At 54.2% G+C, this 13787-nt stretch carries 17 protein-coding genes, 1 tRNA gene and 1 pseudogene; 9 read left to right on the top strand and 10 right to left on the bottom strand.

The genetic code is table 11. The annotated features are described in order from the left end of the window. The first annotated feature begins 8 nt into the window (after positions 1–8). From HV350_RS03670 to ureG, 5 genes and pseudogenes are all read left to right on the top strand, one after another. Complete coding sequence (locus tag HV350_RS03670) at positions 9–329, top strand: urease subunit beta (RefSeq protein ID WP_016154543.1); 321 nt, start codon at positions 9–11, stop codon at positions 327–329. Next, complete coding sequence (ureC, locus tag HV350_RS03665; protein ID WP_181630628.1) at positions 322–2025, top strand: urease subunit alpha; 1704 nt, start codon at positions 322–324, stop codon at positions 2023–2025. Before HV350_RS03670 ends, ureC begins: the two co-directional genes overlap by 8 nt. Positions 2026–2034: 9 nt before the next feature. After that, positions 2035–2494: pseudogene (gene ureE / locus HV350_RS03660) on the top strand (urease accessory protein UreE). Then, the gene (locus HV350_RS03655) at positions 2494–3165 is read left to right on the top strand and encodes an urease accessory protein UreF (RefSeq protein WP_016154546.1); all 672 of its coding nucleotides are present in this window, start codon (positions 2494–2496) and stop codon (positions 3163–3165) included. Before ureE ends, HV350_RS03655 begins: the two are co-directional and overlap by 1 nt. A 9-nt stretch (positions 3166–3174) precedes the next feature. Then, entirely contained in the window at positions 3175–3792 is a 618-nt protein-coding gene (ureG, locus tag HV350_RS03650; protein ID WP_016154547.1) for an urease accessory protein UreG, read from the top strand. Positions 3793–3840: 48 nt separating this feature from the next. Here ureG and tsaD read toward each other — a convergent pair whose 3' ends face one another. Next, complete coding sequence (gene tsaD / locus HV350_RS03645) at positions 3841–4854, bottom strand: tRNA (adenosine(37)-N6)-threonylcarbamoyltransferase complex transferase subunit TsaD (RefSeq protein WP_003024694.1); 1014 nt, start codon at positions 4852–4854, stop codon at positions 3841–3843. 235 nt (positions 4855–5089) lie between these two features. Between tsaD and rpsU the strand changes: the two genes are divergently transcribed. The 3 genes from rpsU to rpoD all read left to right on the top strand — a co-directional run bounded on the left by rpsU (position 5090) and on the right by rpoD (position 9300). Further along, positions 5090–5305 carry a 30S ribosomal protein S21 gene (gene rpsU / locus HV350_RS03640; protein ID WP_001144069.1) on the top strand — a complete coding sequence of 72 codons (216 nt, stop codon included), beginning with the start codon at positions 5090–5092 and terminating at the stop codon, positions 5303–5305. 240 nt (positions 5306–5545) lie between these two features. Next, positions 5546–7291: a DNA primase gene (gene dnaG / locus HV350_RS03635; RefSeq protein ID WP_019077713.1), complete on the top strand. Its 1746-nt coding sequence runs from the start codon at positions 5546–5548 to the stop codon at positions 7289–7291. Positions 7292–7455: 164 nt separating this feature from the next. After that, on the top strand, positions 7456–9300 hold the full coding sequence (gene rpoD, locus HV350_RS03630; protein ID WP_016154549.1) for an RNA polymerase sigma factor RpoD: 1845 nt from the start codon (positions 7456–7458) through the stop codon (positions 9298–9300). A 45-nt stretch (positions 9301–9345) separates the two neighbouring features. Here the strand turns inward: rpoD and mug are convergent, their stop codons facing one another. Then, positions 9346–9852, bottom strand: coding sequence for a G/U mismatch-specific DNA glycosylase (mug, locus tag HV350_RS03625; protein WP_103767095.1), 507 nt, complete (start codon positions 9850–9852; stop codon positions 9346–9348). A gap of 125 nt (positions 9853–9977) precedes the next feature. Here mug and HV350_RS03620 point away from each other — a divergent pair. Continuing rightward, positions 9978–10053, top strand: a tRNA-Ile gene (locus tag HV350_RS03620). A gap of 102 nt (positions 10054–10155) precedes the next feature. On the opposite strand, the gene HV350_RS03615 is transcribed toward HV350_RS03620, so the two are convergent. From HV350_RS03615 to HV350_RS03580, 8 genes are all read right to left on the bottom strand, one after another. After that, on the bottom strand, positions 10156–10989 hold the full coding sequence (locus tag HV350_RS03615) for a DUF4942 domain-containing protein (protein WP_046495848.1): 834 nt from the start codon (positions 10987–10989) through the stop codon (positions 10156–10158). 115 nt (positions 10990–11104) lie between these two features. Next, the gene (locus tag HV350_RS03610; protein WP_048215514.1) at positions 11105–11446 is read right to left on the bottom strand and encodes a TA system toxin CbtA family protein; all 342 of its coding nucleotides are present in this window, start codon (positions 11444–11446) and stop codon (positions 11105–11107) included. A 20-nt stretch (positions 11447–11466) separates the two neighbouring features. After that, complete coding sequence (locus HV350_RS03605; protein ID WP_046495841.1) at positions 11467–11784, bottom strand: type IV toxin-antitoxin system YeeU family antitoxin; 318 nt, start codon at positions 11782–11784, stop codon at positions 11467–11469. An 18-nt stretch (positions 11785–11802) separates the two neighbouring features. Further along, positions 11803–12024: a DUF987 domain-containing protein gene (locus tag HV350_RS03600; RefSeq protein WP_000691995.1), complete on the bottom strand. Its 222-nt coding sequence runs from the start codon at positions 12022–12024 to the stop codon at positions 11803–11805. Positions 12025–12032: 8 nt separating this feature from the next. After that, entirely contained in the window at positions 12033–12509 is a 477-nt protein-coding gene (locus HV350_RS03595; protein ID WP_046495838.1) for a RadC family protein, read from the bottom strand. A 15-nt stretch (positions 12510–12524) separates the two neighbouring features. After that, complete coding sequence (locus HV350_RS03590; RefSeq protein WP_046495834.1) at positions 12525–12983, bottom strand: antirestriction protein; 459 nt, start codon at positions 12981–12983, stop codon at positions 12525–12527. Positions 12984–13061: 78 nt separating this feature from the next. Continuing rightward, on the bottom strand, positions 13062–13298 hold the full coding sequence (locus HV350_RS03585) for a DUF905 domain-containing protein (RefSeq protein WP_046495830.1): 237 nt from the start codon (positions 13296–13298) through the stop codon (positions 13062–13064). A gap of 77 nt (positions 13299–13375) precedes the next feature. Continuing rightward, positions 13376–13786: a hypothetical protein gene (locus tag HV350_RS03580; RefSeq protein ID WP_046495825.1), complete on the bottom strand. Its 411-nt coding sequence runs from the start codon at positions 13784–13786 to the stop codon at positions 13376–13378. Position 13787 lies beyond the last annotated feature (1 nt).

Genomic DNA, 13787 nt, shown 5'->3' with positions numbered 1-13787 from the left:
GAGCGGCAATGATCCCTGGTGAATATCAGATAGCCAAAGGCAATATCGCGCTCAATCAGGGGCGGGAAACCTGTACGATCGTGGTGGAAAACCATGGCGACAGACCCATCCAGGTGGGATCGCACTATCACTTTTCCGAGGTGAACCCGGCGCTGCGCTTTGACAGGCGGGCTGCACGCGGCTTTCGTCTAAACATTCCTGCGGGCACGGCGGTACGTTTTGAGCCGGGACAAAAACGCGAAGTCGAACTGGTACGCGTCGCTGGCGCACAAAGGATCGTGGGTTTTCGCAGCGAAGTGATGGGCGCGCTGGAGGCAAATGATGAGTGAAATTTCACGGCAGGCGTACGCCGACATGTTTGGCCCAACCACCGGCGATAAGGTACGTCTGGCGGATACCGACCTGTGGATTGAGGTGGAAAAAGACTTCACCACCTACGGCGAAGAGGTCAAATTCGGCGGCGGGAAAGTGATCCGCGACGGCATGGGTCAGGGACAAATGCGCGCGCAAGCGTGTGTGGTTCTGGTGATAACCAACGCCCTGATCGTCGATCACTGGGGGATCGTGAAAGCGGATATCGGCATCAAGGACGCCAGGATCTTCGCCATCGGCAAAGCGGGTAATCCTGATATTCAGCCCGACGTCACGATCCCGATCGGCGTGGGAACTGAAGTCATCGCCGGGGAAGGCAAGATCGTCACCGCGGGCGGCGTGGATACGCATATTCACTGGATCTGCCCACAGCAGGCACAGGAGGCGCTGGTCTCCGGTGTAACGACGATGATCGGCGGCGGTACCGGCCCGGCAGCAGGAACTAACGCCACCACCTGCACGCCGGGCCCGTGGTACATCGCGCGCATGCTGCAGGCGGCAGACGCCTTGCCAGTTAACATCGGTTTGCTCGGCAAAGGCAACGGCTCAAACCCTGACGCCCTGCGCGAGCAAATCACCGCGGGCGCCATTGGCCTGAAAATCCATGAAGATTGGGGCGCTACGCCAGCCGCCATCAACTGTTCCCTGGAAGTAGCAGAGGAGATGGATATCCAGGTGGCGCTGCACAGCGATACGCTCAATGAGTCCGGTTTCGTTGAAGATACGCTGGCGGCGATTGGCGATCGCACCATTCATACCTTCCACACCGAAGGCGCGGGCGGCGGCCATGCGCCAGATATCATCACCGCCTGCGCGCATCCAAATATTCTGCCCTCCTCCACTAACCCGACGCTGCCCTATACCGTCAACACCATCGACGAGCATCTCGACATGCTGATGGTTTGCCACCACCTCGATCCGGATATCGCCGAAGACGTGGCCTTTGCCGAATCACGCATTCGCCGGGAAACGATCGCTGCCGAAGATGTGCTGCATGACATTGGCGCGTTTTCCCTGACCTCGTCCGATTCACAGGCGATGGGGCGCGTGGGCGAAGTGATCCTGCGCACCTGGCAGGTGGCGCACCGCATGAAGGTTCAGCGTGGTCCGCTGGCAGAAGAAACAGGCGACAACGACAACCAGCGCGTTAAACGCTACGTCGCCAAATACACCATCAACCCGGCGCTAACCCACGGCATCGCCCACGAAGTTGGCTCCGTTGAGCCTGGCAAACTGGCCGATCTGGTGCTGTGGTCCCCAGCCTTTTTTGGCGTAAAACCAGCGACGATCGTAAAGGGCGGGATGATCGCGTGTGCGCCGATGGGCGATATCAACGCCTCGATCCCCACCCCGCAGCCGGTGCATTACCGCATGATGTTCGGCGCACTTGGCGCGGCGCGGCATCGTACTCGGCTGACCTTTATTTCGCAGGCCGCTAACGCGCAAAACATCCCGCAGCAGCTCAATTTGCAAAGCGCCATCGCCGTCGTCAAAGGCTGTCGGACGGTGAAAAAGGCCGACATGATCCACAACGGCCTGCAACCCAATATCACCGTCGATGCTCAGACTTATGAGGTGCGCATTGATGGCGAACTTATCACCAGCGAACCGGCAGACGTTTTGCCGATGGCGCAACGCTATTTCCTGTTTTGAGGAGTGACGATGATTTATCTGACCCAACGCCTTGACCACGCCCACCGCGTCACCGCAAGCGTCACGCTACCCATTGATATTCGAGTAAAAAAGCCGTGCCAGAGTGACGCTGAACGACGGTCGCGAAGCCGGGCTAATGCTTCCGCGCGGTTTGCTGTTACGCAGTGGTGATCTGCTGACCACCGAAGATGGCAGCGAGGTGATCGAAGTGATCGCCGCGCCGGAGTCGGTTTCCGTGGTGCGCTGCGCCGATCCTTTCCAGCTCGCCAAAGCCTGTTATCACCTCGGCAATCGCCACGTTCCGCTGCAAATTCTGCCGGATGAGTTGCGCTACCATCACGATCATGTGCTGGACGCCATGTTGCGCCAGTTCAGCCTGGAGGTGACGTTCGCTCAACTACCGTTTGAACCGGAAGCAGGCGCTTATGCCAGTAAATCACACGGGCATCATCACGCCCATGCGCACTGATGCATAACATCCAACAGCTGCGTCTGATGCAGCTCGCCAGCAGCGCTCTCCCGGTGGGGTCGTTTACCTGGTCCCAGGGTCTGGAGTGGGCGGTTGAAATCGGCTGGGTGAAAAGCGCCGATGACTTCTCTGACTGGCAAATCCAGCAGATGGAGCAGAACTTCTTTACCGTCGACCTACCGCTACTGGCGAGACTGTATCGCGCCTGCGAGCAGGACGATCTCGCTGCAGCACGCCGCTGGAGCGCTTACCTGTTGGCCTGTCGGGAAACCCGCGAACTACGGGATGAAGAACGCAGTCGGGGCGCGGCGTTTACGCGGCTGGTCACCGACTGGGAAGCAGATTGCTCGCGGGAGTGGCGCGCGCTCTTTGTCGACAGCCAACTCTGCGGTATGGCCTGGCTGGGCGTGCGCTGGAAAATCCCCCTGACGGAGCTGGCATTAAGCCTCGGCTACAGCTGGATTGAAAGCGCAGTGATGGCTGGCGTCAAACTGGTTCCATTTGGGCAGCAGGCGGCCCAGCGTTTGATCATTGCGCTCTGCAATCGGTATGCGCAAGGTCTGGCACAGGCGCTGGCGTGTCCTGACGCCAGCCTCGGCTCCGCAACGCCGTTGGCGGCCATCGCATCTGCCCGGCATGAAACCCAATATTCCCGATTATTCCGCTCCTGAGGAGAAAAAATGAGTAACAACAAGCATCCCCTGCGCGTGGGCGTTGGTGGCCCGGTTGGCTCCGGCAAAACGGCGCTGCTGGAAGCGTTATGCAAATCCATGCGCAGCAGCTATCAACTGGCGGTGGTAACCAACGATATCTATACCAAAGAAGATCAGCGCATTCTCACCGAAGCAGGCGCACTGGAGCCAGACAGGATCGTCGGCGTGGAAACCGGCGGTTGCCCGCACACCGCTATCCGTGAAGATGCGTCGATGAATCTGGCCGCCGTTGAGGCGCTGAGCGAGAAATTCGGCAATCTGGATCTGATTTTTGTGGAAAGCGGCGGCGATAACCTGAGCGCCACCTTCAGCCCGGAATTAGCGGATCTGACGATCTATGTGATCGACGTTGCCGAAGGTGAGAAGATCCCGCGTAAAGGTGGCCCGGGGATCACCAAATCTGATTTTCTGGTGATCAATAAAACCGATCTGGCCCCTTACGTGGGCGCCTCGCTGGAGGTGATGGAGCGCGATACCCTACGCATGCGCGGCGAGCGTCCGTGGACGTTTAGTAATTTAAAATCCGGAGAGGGTCTGGAAAAAATTATCGCGTTTCTGGAAGAGAAAGGGATGCTGCGGGAGTAGAGTATTGCCCGGTGGCGCTACGCTTACCGGGCCTACAATATTATGTACTTATGCCGCCGGTAATTCCGCCAGCGGCCAGCGAGGACGCACGGTCACGCCAAGATCCGCCGTTGCACCCGCTTTAAAACGCACCATGCCCGCGTAGGCGATCATCGCCCCGTTATCGGTGCAAAATTCCGGACGCGCGTAAAACACTTCGCCACGACGCTTTTGCATCATCTCGGCCAGTTTTGCACGCAGCGTACGGTTAGCGCTCACGCCCCCCGCCATCACCAGACGTTTAAAACCGGTTTGATCCAGCGCGCGTTTACACTTGATCATCAGCGTATCAACCACAGCATCTTCAAACGCACGAGCGATATCTGCACGCGTCTGATCGTCATTTTCATTATTACGAATGGTATTCGCGGCGAAGGTTTTCAGGCCGGAGAAGCTGAAATCCAGACCCGGACGGTCAGTCATCGGGCGCGGGAAGACAAAGCGTTTTTCAACGCCTTGCGATGCAAGCTTTGACAGCATTGGGCCGCCAGGATAATCCAGCCCCAGCAGCTTGGCCGTTTTATCGAACGCTTCACCAGCGGCATCATCTATCGATTCACCCAGTAATTCATACTGCCCAATACCGGTGACGCTAATCAGCTGCGTGTGACCGCCGGAAACCAGCAGCGCAACGAATGGGAAAGCAGGGGGATTATCTTCCAGCATCGGCGCCAGCAGATGCCCTTCCATATGGTGCACAGGAATTGCCGGTACGCCCCAGGCGAACGCCAGCGAACGTCCTACGGTTGCGCCGACCAGCAGCGCGCCAACCAGACCAGGACCTGCGGTATACGCCACCGCATCAATCTCTTTTGCCGTCAGTCCCGCTTCTTTCAGCGCGGCCTGGATCAGCGGTACGGTTTTACGTACGTGATCGCGCGAGGCCAGTTCTGGCACTACGCCGCCGTAGTCAGCGTGTAATTTCACCTGACTATACAATTGGTTGGCTAAAAGACCTTTTTCATCGTCGTAAATGGCGATGCCGGTTTCATCGCAGGATGTTTCAATACCCAGTACACGCATGACTTGTTTTACCTCGCTCTATTACCGCGCAGTGTAGGACCAATGCGGGTTGATGTAAAACTTTGTTCGCCCCAGGAGTTCCGCTCGTGTATACTCCTTATCCTTATAAAAGTCCCTTTCAAAATCGCGTCGGTGCTTTACAAAGCAGCAGCAATTGCAGTAAAATTCCGCACCATTTTGAAATAAGCTGGCGTTGATGCCAGCGGCAAACCGAATTTATAAAGGTGAGAGTTACATGCCGGTAATTAAAGTACGTGAAAACGAGCCGTTCGACGTAGCACTGCGTCGCTTCAAGCGTTCATGCGAAAAAGCAGGTGTTCTGGCGGAAGTTCGTCGTCGTGAGTTCTATGAAAAACCGACTACTGAACGTAAGCGCGCTAAAGCTTCTGCTGTGAAACGTCACGCGAAGAAACTGGCTCGCGAAAACGCACGCCGTACTCGTCTGTACTAATCCATTGAGAGCCAAGGCTCTCAATTCAGACAGAGTTGTAGTTGTAAGGCCGTGCTTCCGGAAGGAATGCGCGGCTTGTTTTCGTTTATACGCGTCATCATTCAAGCTGCCTCTGCGTTGGCTGCAGTCGTTCCCTCCAGTCACGTACTGATGTACGCTCCTGAGGATTCGCTCCCTTGCCGTCTTGATGCATCTTGAATGATTTTGTGTATATAAGTCATAAAAAAATAAACGGGGCATATGGCTGGACGAATTCCACGCGTATTTATAAATGACCTGCTGGCAAGAACCGACATTGTCGATCTCATCGACGCGCGGGTAAAGCTGAAGAAGCAGGGCAAAAATTATCACGCGTGCTGTCCGTTCCATAACGAAAAAACCCCCTCTTTCACCGTAAACGGTGAGAAACAGTTTTATCACTGCTTTGGGTGTGGCGCACATGGCAACGCCGTCGACTTTCTCATGAACTACGACAAGCTCGAGTTTGTGGAAACCGTCGAAGAACTGGCCGCAATGCACAACCTTGAAGTGCCCTATGAAGCAGGCAGTGGCCCTAGTCAGATAGAGCGCCATCAACGGCAAAGCCTTTATCAATTGATGGACGGCCTGAACACTTTTTATCAACAGTCTTTGATGCAACCCGCCGCTACCCCCGCGCGCCAGTACCTGGAAAAGCGAGGATTAAGTAGCGACGTGATCACCCGTTTTGCTATTGGTTTTGCGCCCCCCGGCTGGGACAACGTCCTGAAACGGTTTGGCGGCAATGCTGAGAATCGTAAATCGCTGGTCGATGCGGGAATGTTGGTCACCAACGATCAGGGACGCAGTTACGATCGCTTCCGCGAACGGGTGATGTTCCCCATCCGCGACAAACGTGGGCGAGTCATTGGTTTTGGTGGACGCGTGCTGGGCGATGCCCTGCCGAAGTATCTCAACTCCCCGGAAACCGATATTTTCCATAAAGGTCGCCAGCTGTATGGCCTTTATGAAGCCCAGCAGGATAACGCCGATCCGCAGCGCCTGTTAGTGGTAGAAGGCTATATGGATGTGGTGGCGCTGGCGCAATACGGCATTAACTACGCTGTGGCATCCCTTGGGACGTCAACCACCGCCGATCACATCCAGTTGTTGTTCCGCGCGACGAACAACGTAATTTGCTGTTACGACGGTGACCGTGCCGGACGCGACGCAGCATGGCGCGCGCTGGAAACCGCACTGCCCTATATGACAGACGGACGCCAGCTACGCTTTATGTTTTTACCTGACGGCGAAGACCCCGATACGCTGGTGCGTAAAGAAGGGAAAGAGGCCTTTGAAGCCCGGATGGAGCAGGCGCTGCCACTCTCCGCGTTTTTATTTAACAGCCTGATGCCACAGGTGGATTTGAGTACTCCAGACGGACGCGCACAGCTCAGCACGCTGGCATTACCGCTGATTACTCAGGTACCAGGCGAAACGTTACGCATTTATCTGCGACAGGAGTTGGGAAACAAGCTCGGCATTCTGGATGACAGTCAGCTTGAACGTTTAATGCCAAAACTGGCAGAAAATGGGGCTTCCCGCCCTGTTCCACAGCTAAAACGTACGACCATGCGTATACTTATAGGGTTGCTGGTACAGAACCCGGGTCTCGCCCCGCTGGTTCCGCCGTTAGGCGCACTGGATAGCAATAAGCTGCCTGGACTTGGCTTATTCAGAGAACTGGTCAACACTTGTCTGGCTCAGCCAGGTCTGACCACCGGACAACTTTTAGAACACTATCGTGGCACAAATGATGCTGCGACCCTTGAAAAACTGTCGATGTGGGACGATATAGCAGATAAAGATATCGCAGAAAAAACCTTCACCGACTCACTCAACCATATGTTTGATTCGATGCTTGAGCTGCGCCAGGAAGAGTTGATAGCTCGTGAGCGCACACACGGTTTAAGCAGCGAAGAACGCCGGGAACTCTGGACGCTGAACCAGGAACTGGCCAAGAAATAACAGAAAGACAAAAGTATTTAACGGCTTAACTGCCGAATATCGCTCGGGAAGCCCCCGACAGCCGCACGGAGAGGCAGCGGCAAAATATAAGTATGCCCTCGTTTTGCCGTTGGCGGTTTTACCGCCCAACACCAATCAAACGAATTAAGTGTGGATACCGTCTTATGGAGCAAAACCCGCAGTCACAGCTGAAGCTACTTGTCCAACGTGGTAAGGAGCAAGGCTATCTGACCTATGCCGAGGTCAATGACCATCTGCCGGAAGATATCGTCGATTCAGATCAAATCGAAGACATCATCCAAATGATCAATGACATGGGTATTCAGGTGATGGAAGAAGCACCTGATGCCGATGATCTGCTGCTTGCTGAAACCTCCAACAGCACCGATGAAGACGCGGAAGAAGCGGCTGCCCAGGTTCTGTCCAGCGTTGAGTCTGAAATCGGTCGTACAACTGACCCGGTCCGCATGTACATGCGTGAAATGGGTACCGTTGAACTGTTAACCCGTGAAGGCGAAATCGACATCGCTAAACGCATCGAAGACGGGATTAACCAGGTTCAATGCTCCGTTGCCGAATACCCGGAAGCCATCACCTACCTGCTTGAGCAATACGATCGTGTAGAAGCTGAAGAAGCGCGTCTTTCCGATCTGATCACCGGCTTTGTCGATCCGAACGCGGAAGAAGACATGGCGCCAACGGCGACACACGTCGGTTCTGAACTCTCTCAGGAAGAGATGGATGACGATGCAGACGAAGATGAAGAAGATGACGACGACAGCAGCGATGACGACAACAGCATCGACCCTGAATTAGCGCGTGAAAAATTCGGTGAACTGCGTACTCAGTACGAAATCACTCGCGACACCATCAAAGCGAAAGGCCGCAGCCATGCTGCCGCACAGGAAGAAATTCAGAAGCTGTCTGAAGTGTTCAAACAGTTCCGCCTGGTGCCGAAGCAGTTCGACTACCTGGTAAACAGCATGCGCGTCATGATGGACCGCGTGCGTACTCAGGAACGTCTGATCATGAAGCTCTGCGTTGAGCAGTGCAAAATGCCGAAGAAAAACTTCATCACCCTGTTCACTGGCAACGAAACCAGCGAAACCTGGTTCAACGCGGCAATCGCGATGAACAAACCGTGGTCTGAAAAACTGCACGACGTGGCAGATGATGTTCACCGCGGACTGCAGAAACTGCAGCAGATTGAAGAAGAAACCGGCCTGACCATCGAGCAGGTTAAAGACATCAACCGTCGCATGTCCATCGGTGAAGCGAAAGCCCGCCGTGCGAAAAAAGAGATGGTTGAAGCGAACTTACGTCTGGTTATCTCTATCGCCAAGAAATACACCAACCGTGGTCTGCAGTTCCTGGATTTGATTCAGGAAGGTAACATCGGTCTGATGAAAGCGGTTGATAAGTTTGAATACCGTCGTGGTTACAAGTTCTCTACCTATGCAACCTGGTGGATCCGTCAGGCGATCACCCGCTCGATCGCGGATCAGGCACGTACCATCCGTATCCCGGTACATATGATTGAGACCATCAACAAGCTCAACCGTATCTCCCGTCAGATGCTGCAAGAGATGGGCCGCGAGCCGACGCCAGAAGAGCTGGCTGAACGCATGCTGATGCCGGAAGACAAGATCCGTAAAGTGCTGAAGATCGCTAAAGAGCCTATCTCCATGGAAACGCCGATCGGCGACGATGAAGATTCGCATCTGGGTGATTTCATCGAGGATACCACCCTCGAGCTGCCGCTGGATTCTGCTACCACCGAGAGCCTGCGTGCCGCAACGCACGACGTTCTGGCTGGCCTGACCGCCCGTGAAGCGAAAGTTCTGCGTATGCGTTTCGGTATCGATATGAATACCGACCACACGCTGGAAGAAGTCGGTAAACAGTTCGACGTTACCCGCGAACGTATCCGTCAGATCGAAGCGAAAGCGCTGCGTAAACTGCGCCACCCGAGCCGCTCTGAAGTGCTGCGTAGCTTCCTCGACGATTAATCTCGCCGCATAAGCATAAACGCCACCGCAAGGTGGCGTTTTTCTTTATAGTCCCCGCCTGGCCAGGGCGTCATTCACTTCCCGATACGCCTCCACCAGTTTATCCAGCGTAATCCGGCTTAACCCGCTGGGATTCGGCAAAACCCATATTTGCGTCGCGCCAATAGTCAGCGTTTGTTTTCCCCACTGCGCCCCACGCTGGCTGAGGCCCTGCTCAAATGCCTGCTTCCCAAGGATTGCGAGTGCGGCGGGCTGATACTCTTCTATTTTCTCAATGAGCTTACGACCGCCGTTGCGCATCTCTTGTAGCTTCACTTCATTGGCTTGCACCGTCGGTCTGTCGACAAATTTAGTCACGCCGCAACGGAAGTCCAGCAGGTGTTGTGCCTCTTCGGGTTTGAGCTGGCGATCGGTAAATCCCGCCTGATGGATGACCTTCCAGAAGCGATTAGCGGGATGTGCAAAGGGGAATCCTGTACCTGCGGAAGACAACCCCGGATTGATGCCGCAAAACACCACCCGCAGCCCCGGCGCCAGTATGTCCTTAACCATAATTACTCCCATCAATACATCAGAGGAACAAGTATAACGGACTGAAAATACATTGTTTATAAAAACAGCATCCGTACGCTTATGTCTGGATTGCAACGCGGAGTTACTTTATAATCCATCGCCACGGCCCCTTAGCTCAGTGGTTAGAGCAGGCGACTCATAATCGCTTGGTCGCTGGTTCAAGTCCAGCAGGGGCCACCAAATAAAACAAGGAGTTAGATGAGAAATCATCTGACTCCTTTTTCGTTTTATACGAATCAGGTCAGGTAATGGGTCAGGTAAGGAATTGCCTCCCTGCCCTCTTCATCTCGCTGCCAGCATCCCCGGATAGTGCTTCGCCACGATATCATTCATCTTTTCTGTCAGGTCGATACGTTTAAAAGTGATGTGCGCGGTTCCTTTCTGGAAGTAACGTATACTGAAAAAATCATCTTCGTAAATATCCTTCGAAGGGTTATCCCGAATATGTTCCATCAATCGAGTAGTAACATCGCCACGGTTATCGGGTATCGGTTTACCATCCAGCAGAAATAACATTCGTTCCAGGTCCGCTAATTGATCCCGCCGCCATCCCCAGTTCAAACTAAATCCCCAGCGGCTATGCGTCACCAGATTGTTGACGATGATCTTTTTACCAAAGCTGCAGGGACTATTGGTTTTGTAATCCCACGACAGCCCTTTGAAGACATTGATAATGCCACGCTCAAACACATCCATTTTGTTCAGATGTAGCTGCTCAAAAGTACTGAGGATATTTGCCTCGCTGATGGCGGGCAGATCCCCCTCCTCCAGGTTCTTATGCCACTGGTCACGGGCCTGAGCATCCATCAAGGCCATCATGCCAGACTTCAACATCAAGTCTCGCCAGATACTACGGTCAATATTGCGGGTAACGGAAGGCAGCGCTTTGTCTACCTTTTCGGTCATCCAGCTATCGTAACGGTGCCCGGCCTTCATCGCCCAGTCTTGCGCTGTGCCACCGCCAATTTCTGAGGTTAGCCGTGAAATGGCATCAAGCTGCTGAATGAGTTGTTCTATCTGTTTCAGTGCGGCATCGCGGCCAGTCACTATGCGTTCAATACTGGTCGAGCAAATCAGCTCGCTATGATCGGTTAATACTTCAGCTTTAGTTTGCATGACATTTTGTCCTTAAAAAGCAAACGCGCCCGCCGGGTAATGGCAGGCGCATTATGCAATATGTAAACAAGGGAGAAAGCTCAGAAATTTAAATCAGGAAGGTTGTACGCAATATTCACCGTACTACGTTGTTACGGCTTTGCCGCAACAAGCCAGTTGCCTGCCGTGCTCGCAGAATATCTGCTGCCCGAAGATAAGGTGATTGTTCCTGCCAACTAAACCTTCTGCGATCGATACGAACAAGCTCGTATTTTTCCACCAGAAAGTTAACGGCATTGGCCAGCGTGATACCTGCATCGATATGTTCCTGTATAACGGATTCATCCCTGAACGGCGTGTCGTTCAGGGTCAGGCCGTAGTGTTGTTCCAGCAGGCGTGTCAGTAGAATTTGCCAGATAGCCACGGGTGACAGGCAGGGTTTTACCGCCCGCGAAGTTGCTGCAGATTGAGGTTTCATGCTTGCTCTCGTGAAAGTAATTAGCGCTTAGTGGGGTAAATGGCGATGTATACGTAGCCGCAACTGCCGAGGGTGTCGGCTTCGCAGGTAAAACCGGTGTGGTACAGGGTGACGCAATGAACGTGTAGGGGATTCAGTTCACCGGAGGTCAGCATCGATTCCATCTGGCTGATAAAGTGCGGGAATGTTTCATCCAGCTTCTGGCATTCGGCGTCACTGAACTTACCGGTGATACTGGCCCGGTCAGCTAGGTAGTGCAGCCGGTTGCCCTCCTGCACCAGACGTGTTCCCAGGCGCGGCGTGATATCGCGCTGCAAGCCCCAAGTGATGTTGCTCATTACAGTTCTCCACTATTGTCAGTTTAGGGTGATGCTCATCAGGCAGGCATAAGGCCCGTTGCGGTCCTGGCGGCGTTCGGCGTACACAGCCAGGACTCCTGTGATATCCGGAACGTCCCTGCCGGTGTAATGGCAGACGCTACCGTGCCACTGATATTTTCCGGTGCAGTAGCGAAAGATTCGGGACTCAGGATGCTGGCGGTATATCGTCATTGCCCGGCGTTTACTGATAATTTTCATGTCATACCTCACAGCAGACCGTGTTCTGCGAACGAATAGATTTGCCTGCCGCCGACAATCAGGTGGTCAGGGACGCGGATATCCACCAGCTGAAGCACCTGCACCAGTCGCTGCGTGAGGGTTTTGTCAGCCTGGCTGGGTGTTGTCTCACCAGAGGGATGGTTGTGCGCGAGTATCACCGCCGCCGCGTTGAAGTATAGGGCACGTTTTACCACTTCCCGGGGATGCACCTCGGTACGGTTAATCGTGCCTGTGAAGAGCGTCTCATGGGCAATCAACTGATTCTGGTTGTCCAGATACAACACACGGAACTCTTCCCGCTCAAGCGCGGCCATATGCAGTCGCAGCCATTCACGTACGGCGTGGGTAGAGGTGAAGGCCACGCCGGGCTCATGCAGGTGGCGGTCCAGAGCCCTGAGCGCCCGCTGAATGAGACGCCGGTCCTGTGGCGTCATCTCGCCGGGTAAAAAGGAAAGCTGTTTCATCTGTTGCTCCTTCGGTCAGTCGATAATACGCAGAATGGCGTGGGCCTCTGGATGCTGCAGGGCGTAGTCCCGCAGGCGGTAATAGTGTTCAGTCATGGCATCGCATTGGGTGCGACAGGCGTGATGGCTGTACGCAATCAGGCAGACAGCAATACCTGCGGCTTCTGCACTCATTTGGGCATCGTTGCCGTTCAGGCAATTAAACAGACGCCATATCTCATCATTGTCAGACTCGGGAGCCATAAACGCCCCGCCATTGCTGAGGGTGTAAAAGGACCAGATACCACCGCTGTAGGTCGAACAGAAGCGATCCATCCAGGCGAAAATACGGGGTTCCAGCGTTATCCACTGCGGGATAGCGCCAAAGTGCAGTGGCCAGAAGCGGATACGTTGTTCGTCAGGTACTGGTGTTGCAGTAAGGTCTAATTGAGGTTCATTAGCGGATATCAATTCGCATTGAGTTTCTGTCGTCATGGATATTCTCCGTCAATAAAAAACGCCAGCGACGATGGCTGGCGTATGGGGGTATGCAGGAATGATGAATGGGTGTGGTCAGCAGGAGGATGCTCTGAGGATGCCATACTGCCGGATATAGCGGTTAAGTCCTTCACCGGCATCAGGTTCAAAACACCACGCCCGCCAGACCATTCGACCTTCAGCGTCACGAACCACCAGGCGGAAGTGACTGCGCTGGTCATCTTCAATAGAGATGTTTTGATACCGGCTGGTAACAGCTTCGGCCTGCTGTCGGGTGAAAGGTCCCGTTGGCAGTAATTGAAGTTCAGACATTCTGATAACCTTTAAAGACAAAGCCCCTGACGCAGACGCGTCAGGGGCTTTGAGAGAGTGTTGTTGTGCGGATTCAGTCAGAAACCCGTTTGCACCTTATACAAGCGCAAAGTTTTGCTGCCCCGGACAATCTTTACATACAGGGCATTATCTTTTGTGCCACGCACAAACCCGGCCTTCACATCCCCTTTGCAGTCGCCGCCGTCAAAAGGGATGTTAAGTCCGGTGTTAAATACCAGGTCAATAAGCCCGAAACTTAAATCTTCACAGGCTGGACCGGGCATGTCCTGAATCAGGGCAAACTTACGGTCATCACTGACATCGGCCATTGAGCAGACTGTAGTGTTGATGTCATTACCCTGGCACCAGTATTCCTGGCCGGGATTGTCTTTATCCATCAGACTTTCCGGAAGTTGCGCGGCACCGGCGCTGAAAGCCGCGAGCGAGAGAATTAAAGCCGGGATAACAGAGGTCACTATTTTTAGCATG

The organism is Citrobacter sp. RHBSTW-01013 (assembly GCF_013781985.1).
Lineage (GTDB): Bacteria > Pseudomonadota > Gammaproteobacteria > Enterobacterales > Enterobacteriaceae > Citrobacter > Citrobacter braakii.
This window is presented reverse-complemented; position numbering and strand designations above follow the sequence as displayed.